The following is a 6168-nucleotide window of genomic DNA, read 5'->3' as shown; positions in this document are numbered from 1 at the left end:
AAGCGCAAAGGCCTGCTGACTGTCGCCGACAACACTTTTGCCAGCCCCTACATCCAGCGGCCGCTGGAGCTCGGCATCGACATCGTCGTCCACTCGACGACGAAATACTTGAACGGACATTCCGACATGGTCGGCGGCGTGGCGGTCGTCGGCGACGACAAGGATTTGGCCGATCGGCTGAAATTCCTGCAGAACGCCATCGGCGCCATTTCCGGCCCGTTCGACAGTTTTCTGGCGCTGCGCGGCATCAAGACGCTGGCGCTTCGGATGGAGCGCCATTCCGCCAACGGCCTGAAGATCGCGCAGTGGCTGGAAGCCCGCAAGGACGTGCGCCGCGTCATCTACCCCGGGCTGGCGAGCCACCCGCAGCACGAGATCGCCAAGCGCCAGATGCACGCCTTCGGCGGCATGATCTCGGTCGACCTCGACCGCGACCTCGCCGGCACCAAACGCTTCCTCGAACGCACGCAGCTTTTCACGCTCGCCGAAAGCCTCGGCGGCGTCGAAAGCCTGATCGAGCATCCGGCGCTGATGACGCACGGCTCGATCCCCGCGGAGAAGCGCGGTGAGATAGGTATCTCGGATTCGCTGGTGCGCCTGTCCTGCGGGATCGAGGATGGCGATGATCTGATCGCGGATCTGGAGCAGGCGTTGCGGGGGTGAGTGCCTTCGAGGATCAATCGTTGTGATCCTTCGCGCCCCCCTCTGTCCTGCCGGACATCTCCCCCACGAGGGGGGAGATTGGCTGTTTCATCGCCTCACCCTTGCTGCAACGCCGGTAATTTGCGAAAGCCGCCGTGACATCTGATCTGCCCCCTTGAGGGGGAGATGGCCGACAGGCCAGAGAGGGGCGCTGTCCCGCCGACATCTCGGTGCCTGTGCCATTGCAGACCGCAATCCACCGACTAAATTGCCTGCCAACATGCGATCTCCGGAGGCGTGATGCGCGTGATCGTGTTGGGTGGCGGCGTTGTCGGCGTCACCACCGCCTATCAGCTGCAGAAGGACGGGCACGAGGTGGTCGTCCTCGAGCGCCAGAGCCAAGTCGCCGCCGAGACCAGCTGGGGCAATGCCGGCATGATCGCGCCGGGACATTCCTTCGTCTGGTCGTCGCCCAGGGCGCCATTAATCCTGTTGAAATCGCTGGTGCTGAAGGACCAGGCGCTGCGCTTCAAGCTGTCGGCCGATCCGAGGCTTTACAGCTGGTCATGGCTGTTCCTGATGGAATGCACGGCCGAGAAGGCCAGGCGCAACACGCTGCTCAAGCATCGGCTTGCCGTCTATTCGCAGAGCGTGCTGCACAAGGTGATTGCCGACGAGCAGATCGACTACGACCGCAACGGTCGCGGCATTCTCTATTTCTATCGCAGCCAGCAGGCGCTCGATAAAGGCGTCGAGCATATGCGGCTGCTTGAATCAGACGGCCAGCTGATCAAGGTGCTCGACCGTGACGCCATCGTCGCGCTCGACCCGTCGCTGGCTTCCGCGCGGGAAAAGATCGCCGGCGGCATCCATTGCCCGACCGACGAAACCGGCGACCCGGCCAAATTCACCCGGGCGCTCGCGGCAAAGGTCGTCGAGCGCGGCGGCGAAATCCGCACCGGCACGACCATCACCGGCATCGAGACCTCGGGCGATGGCGTGGCACAGGTGCTGACCGACAAGGGCAGCGTCAAGGGCGACGCCTATGTGCTGGCGCTCGGCTCCTACAGCCCGCTGATCGCGAAGACGGTCGGGATCAACCTGCCGATCTACCCGATCAAGGGTTATTCGCTGACCATTTCGATCGGCAACCAGCCTCGGCCGCCGACCATCGCGGCGATAGACGAGCACAATCTGGTCGCCGTGTCGCGCTTCGGCGACCGGCTGCGCGTCACCGCGACGGCGGAATTCGCCGGCTACGACACCAGCCACAAGCCGGCCGATTTCGCCTTCATGAAGGGCGTGACGCAGGAGCTTTATCCCGAGGGCGCCGACTATGACCGCGCCGAGATGTGGGCGGGCTTGAGGCCGATGACGCCGAACAATCTGCCCGAATTCGGGCGCCGCCGCCTCGGTAATCTCTATCTCAACACCGGGCACGGCCATATCGGCTGGACCATGTCGCATGGCTCGGCGCGCATCACCGCCGACCTGATCGCCGGCCGCAAGCCGGCCATCTCGATGGACGGTCTTTTGAATTGAGAGCATGATCCCGGACGGATCGGCCAGGAAAGGGAATGCCATGTCTGTCAGCGCGGCTGCTACCCGCCCTCAATCTTCGGGACCGGTCGATCCCAAGCCGGTCGATCCCAAGCCGGCCGATCTGGGCGTGCTTCCGTCCGAACTCGACGGCGGCCTTGCCTCGCGCGCGGCGATCGGGCTTGCGATCCTGGCCACGGACCAGACGCTGGAGCATGAGTTCCGCGCGTTGGTGCGCATTCCGGGCGTCGCCTTCTACGAGGCCCGCCTCTTCAACGACAACGACATCACCCCCGACACGCTGCGCGCCATCGGCCCGCGCATCGCGCCGACCGTCGACCTCATCCTGCCCAGCATCCCGCTCGACGTCGTCGGCTTCGGCTGCACCTCGGCCACCATGACGCTCGGCGAGGAAGCCGTCTTCGCCGAGATCAGGAAGGCGCGGCCGGGCGTCGCCTGCACCACGCCGGTGACGGGCGCGCTTGCCGCCTTCAAGGCGCTCGGCGCCAAGGGCATCGGCCTGCTGACGCCTTATGCCCCCGAGATCAACCAGGGCCTCGTCACCTATTTCACCGGACGCGGCCTCGACATTGTCGCCGTCGCCACTTTCGACCGGCGCGACGACCGCGAGGCGGCCCGCATCTCGCTCGCCTCGATCGAGGCCGCGGCCGAGCGCATGGCGGCGGCGCCCGGCGTGGACGCGATCTTCATCTCCTGCACCAGCCTGCGCGTCGCCGAGGCGGTGGCGGAACTGGAGCAGCGCATCGGCATTCCCGTCACCTCGTCCAACCACGCCATGGCCTGGCACTGCCTGCGGCTCGCCGGCATCGACGACGTCGTGCCTTCCGGCGGCCGGCTGTTCGCGTTGCCCGTTGTTCCTTCCACCCGCCGACCAGAGCCGACCGCCCTTTGACAGCATGCCAGGAAGGCTAGCCCCTTCTTTGAGCGTTTGTGCTCGGTGCTATCCCTTATCTCCGACCAATCAGCGCCACGGCATCGGCCCGAGCCATGGAAGACAGGTCCAAGATCGTTGCCTGCGAACTGGTGACCATCTCGACTGGCCATTCGGTCAGGACCTGGCGCATCTGGTAGGCGAGCAGAGCTTCATTGGCTTCCTCGATCGAGTAAGCGAGCGGCCAGCCGATGCGGTCGAGAATCGGTTTCACCTTACCCGTTCCCTTGATCTGGTCGATGGCGATCACCGGCTTGCCTTTTGAAAGCCCATAGAGCGAGCCGTGCAGCCGCGTTGTCAGTACCAGGTCAACGGTCTCGAACTGTTGCTCGATCTTTGTTGCCTCATTCCCGGGCCTCAACACTGTGTCGATCGGCTCGGTATCGAGACCGAAGGTTTCGGCAAGTTGCAACAAAAGACGCTCAGCTTTCGCCCATTCGGTCATGCCGTCGCCGTAATCCCGCTGGTCGCCACGCAAGCACAGTCCAGCCTTCAGCCGCTTGCCGGGCTCAGGTGCCGCGCAAGGCAGAGAACGCGAAATGGCGAGATCGAAGGATTGTCTTGATAGGCCGTCGCGCGCCAGCACGGCTTCGAAGCGGGCAGCCATCTGCCGGTGCCGGGAAATGACGCTGACGCCAACCGCGAGCTTCCTCGCTTTCCGGTGCACCGCTAGCAGGTCTACCAATTCGTCGGTCTGAACGATGGGGCCGCAGACGAACACTAGCGTTTCGATTTCGCGGCGCACGTCGAACAGGTCCCTCACCTGGCAGTGGTCCACAATGCCCAAGGCCGGATGGCTCAGAACTTGATGGTCATGGCCGGCCCGGCGTAGCGCCGCCGATAGGTTTTCTACCGCATGCAGATCGCCGACAGTCGCCCCGCCGCCGCCTTCGAAACTTCCCCACCAAACAAGCGAAATAGGCGAGGCGGCGGTGCGCCTCAGCAATCTGTGACGACGCTTAAAGGACCGGCATTTGCGGCTGAGCAACGACATACGATTGAGTTTCTCTCGAGATCAATTAAGACAGCCGCCTCCTGCAAGTCGGGAGGCGCCCCTCTGCGTCGCATAGAGAAACACGAGAAGGCGGGCAACATGGCTGCTCCTGCAGTGAACATGCTTTGGATTGGCGACAGACTCGGTCGTGTTGAATTGCTGTCGATAGCCTCCTGGCTGGCCTGCGGACACGCCGTGCGCCTGCATGTTTACAACCCTGTTGCAAACGTGCCGGCCGAAGTCGATCTGATCGACGCCGAGCTCACTGTTCCCTTTGCCAGCATGAAGCGTCTACGGCATCGGGAGACCGGCTCTTATGCGCTCGCCTCCGACTACTTCCGCTACCGGCTTCAGCTGATCGATGGCGGGCTGTGGTCCGACCTCGACGTGGTTTGCCTCAAGAAGGTGAACATTGACGGAGATTGCTTGTTCGGTCTTGAGAGCGCGACTCTCATCAACGGCGCCGTCCTTTACCTCGATGCCGGTCTGCCGATGACGGCCGAGCTGGAGGGCCTTTTCTGCAACAACTACTTTCCGCCTTGGACGCGCAAGCGGGGAGCGCGCATGGCCCGGTTCAAGAACTTCATTGGCCTGCCGGTGCGCCCAGCCGACCTCCCCTGGGGAACTTACGGTCCCGGTGCGATAACGGCGCTGGCCCGCAAGCATGGGCGGTTTGAGTCTGCACTGCCACGAGAAGTCTTTTATCCGCTCGATTACCGCCAAGCGCAGGCTGTCTACGATCCGGCGTTTTCGCTAGACGCGGTTCTGAGTGAGCAGACGCTGACCTTGCATCTGTGGAACGAGAAGCTGCGCGATGTAAAGCACAGACCGCCACCGGCTGGTTCGCCACTGGCAGAGCTTTATACCAAGTTTGGCCTCTAAAAAAATGGGTCGCTTGTTGAAAACGGCCTTTAACGCGCTCCAAGCGATTGTTTTATCGTGCCCGATATCCAAGCCCTTTGGAGTCCGATCCTAGGGCAGCATTCGTCACGCCGCTTTGTTGCGAAGGCGGGCAGCCTCTATTCTATCGAGCACTACCTTCTGGTTCGTGGCAGCGCGGCTCGGATCGGCAGGCTTGTGCCAGATATGCAGCACCTCGGTCGCCCAGGTGCCGGCGCGCCGAATGATGCCCTTATCCTGCAACCGGAAAACGAAGTCGGCATCTTCATAACCCCAGCCTGTGAAGGTCTCGTCGAAGCCGCCGACCGACAGCGCATCGCTTTTCCAACAGGCGAGATTGCAGCCCTTAATGCGCCGGAAGACGAAGGAACGATAATCCGACATCGTCCGCCAGGGCAGCCGCACGAAAAACGCGACGATCTTGGAAATGTCGCCTTTCAACCGGTGCCGCAGGATATTCCGGCGAAATGCTCGGTAGTTCCACGTCCCTGCCGCCAGCAATTGCTTGCTGAATTCCTGGCTGAGCAGAATGCGGCTGCCGGTGATGACGTAGTTCGGCTTGGCAAGCGCCCGATGCTGGGCAACGAAGTCGGGCTGCAGAATGCAGTCTCCGTCGACGAAGATCAAATAGGGGCCGCACGCCTCGCCTATCGCCTTGTTCAGGATTGCGGAACGGCGAAAGCCGATGTCTTCGTGCCAGACGTGCCTGACCGGGATCGAGGCGGAGTCGGTAAAGAGCTTGATTACATCGGCCGTGTCTTGGCGCGATCCGTCGTCAGCGATGATCACCTCGAAGCAGCGGTCGGTTTGGCAGGCGAGCGACTGGAGACTGAGCTTCAGCGCCCCTGGCCAATTGTAAGTATTGACGATCACCGAAACCGATACAGATCCGGCGGGGGTCATGAAAATGCCCCAGCCGCTTCTTCGCGTTGATCAAAACTGTTTCGGATAGGACTGCAACAACGCAGTCTTCCGCGCGCAAATATTGCGCGCACCGTCTCCCCAAGCATTCCCCGCACCCCACCAAGAACCCACCTCCTTTCTATTGACGTTAAACCGCCATCGTCAATGTAATTAGAATTCGCTTATTTTCGGAATATCTGATCGGCAAAGTGCCAAGGCGACTGGCCGACCAGTCGAC

General features: G+C 62.3%; 6 protein-coding genes. 4 read left to right on the top strand and 2 right to left on the bottom strand.

The genetic code is table 11. From position 1 onward, the window contains the following. From EOA60_RS14770 to EOA60_RS14755, 3 genes are all read left to right on the top strand, one after another. Positions 1–663: PLP-dependent aspartate aminotransferase family protein (locus EOA60_RS14770; protein WP_206628138.1), on the top strand; the 663-nt coding region annotated here is incomplete at its 5' end. A 279-nt stretch (positions 664–942) separates the two neighbouring features. Then, the gene (locus tag EOA60_RS14760) at positions 943–2184 is read left to right on the top strand and encodes a D-amino acid dehydrogenase (protein ID WP_095825099.1); all 1242 of its coding nucleotides are present in this window, start codon (positions 943–945) and stop codon (positions 2182–2184) included. A 40-nt stretch (positions 2185–2224) separates the two neighbouring features. Continuing rightward, a complete protein-coding gene (locus EOA60_RS14755) occupies positions 2225–3094 on the top strand; it encodes an aspartate/glutamate racemase family protein (protein ID WP_095825204.1) in 870 nt (289 codons plus the stop codon). 55 nt (positions 3095–3149) lie between these two features. On the opposite strand, the gene EOA60_RS14750 is transcribed toward EOA60_RS14755, so the two are convergent. After that, entirely contained in the window at positions 3150–4121 is a 972-nt protein-coding gene (locus EOA60_RS14750) for a polysaccharide pyruvyl transferase family protein (RefSeq protein ID WP_164896061.1), read from the bottom strand. A gap of 105 nt (positions 4122–4226) precedes the next feature. Here EOA60_RS14750 and EOA60_RS14745 point away from each other — a divergent pair, with 105 nt between their 5' ends. Further along, on the top strand, positions 4227–5009 hold the full coding sequence (locus EOA60_RS14745; RefSeq protein ID WP_164748256.1) for a hypothetical protein: 783 nt from the start codon (positions 4227–4229) through the stop codon (positions 5007–5009). A 105-nt stretch (positions 5010–5114) separates the two neighbouring features. On the opposite strand, the gene EOA60_RS14740 is transcribed toward EOA60_RS14745, so the two are convergent. Then, positions 5115–5930, bottom strand: coding sequence for a glycosyltransferase family 2 protein (locus EOA60_RS14740; RefSeq protein WP_095825097.1), 816 nt, complete (start codon positions 5928–5930; stop codon positions 5115–5117). Positions 5931–6168: the final 238 nt, after the last annotated feature.

Source organism: Mesorhizobium sp. M1A.F.Ca.IN.020.06.1.1, assembly GCF_004023265.1.
Taxonomy (GTDB): domain Bacteria; phylum Pseudomonadota; class Alphaproteobacteria; order Rhizobiales; family Rhizobiaceae; genus Mesorhizobium.
Note: the sequence above shows the minus strand (reverse complement) of the source record. Positions and strands in the feature narration are given on the sequence as shown.